Below are 848 nucleotides of genomic sequence, written 5' to 3'. Positions count from 1 at the left end.
GAATAGGTCTCGTCGCCCAAAAAGAGCGTTTTCGGCTTCAAAATGACGACGAGAATAGCTTTCGTCGCCCAAAAAGGGAGTTTTTCGCCTCAAATCGATGACGAGAAAGGGTCTCGTTGATTTGATTGGTTTTCTAAGATGCGAAACTTAAGGATATTATCTTTGAATTAGTCGAGAACACTTGTGACTTTAATAATAAGAGGTTCTGATTTTACTACATCCTAATTACCCGAAATTTGATTAGCAATAATTTGGAAAATAAGAGCAACAGTAACCACTCGTAATAACGGTTTTATTAAGTTTGGTTTTAACTTTTCAGCAACGCGAACACCTACTTGGGCACCGCTTAAAGAACCAAGTAATAAACAAATGGTATATGACCAAATGATATGTCCCGTCGTAATATATGTTACAGCTGCCCCAAAACAGCTTGAAAACGTAGCAAGTCTGCTATATGCAATCGCCCTCAAGTATGAAATTTTTAAATAACCAAATAAATAAAGTTGCAAAGTCCCCTGACCAGGACCAAATAAGCCGTCATAAATACCAATGGAGTATAATCCAGGTAAACTAATTTTGTTTATCGTCAATTTTTGATCTCCTTGAAATTGGTCTTTACCCAAAAAGGATGAAATAAATGCAAAGATGAGTAAAAAGATTGCAATAATAAATAAATATTTCGATGAAAGAATAGAAGCGATTATCCCTCCGCTAATACCGCCTATAACACTAATTGGGATTACCCAAAAAGACTCGGGTATTCGCATTTTTGAGTGGAAACCACCTTCATTTCATGACTTACAAGGGTAGTAGTTTCTATTTGGCTTGTCAAGGAAAGCACTTGACAA

1 protein-coding gene is annotated in these 848 nt (G+C 36.3%); it reads right to left on the bottom strand.

Features of this window, described 5'->3' with window-relative positions; genetic code table 11:
* Window positions 1-221 precede the first annotated feature (221 nt).
* A complete protein-coding gene (locus tag LIZ98_RS17560) occupies window positions 222-767 on the bottom strand; it encodes a sulfite exporter TauE/SafE family protein (RefSeq protein ID WP_227140418.1) in 546 nt (181 codons plus the stop codon).
* Between the last annotated feature and the right edge of the window lie 81 nt (window positions 768-848).

Source organism: Caldibacillus sp. 210928-DFI.2.18 (genome assembly GCF_020554505.1).
GTDB classification, from domain to species: Bacteria; Bacillota; Bacilli; order Bacillales; family Caldibacillaceae; genus Caldifermentibacillus; species Caldifermentibacillus hisashii.
Note: the sequence above shows the minus strand (reverse complement) of the source record. Positions and strands in the feature narration are given on the sequence as shown.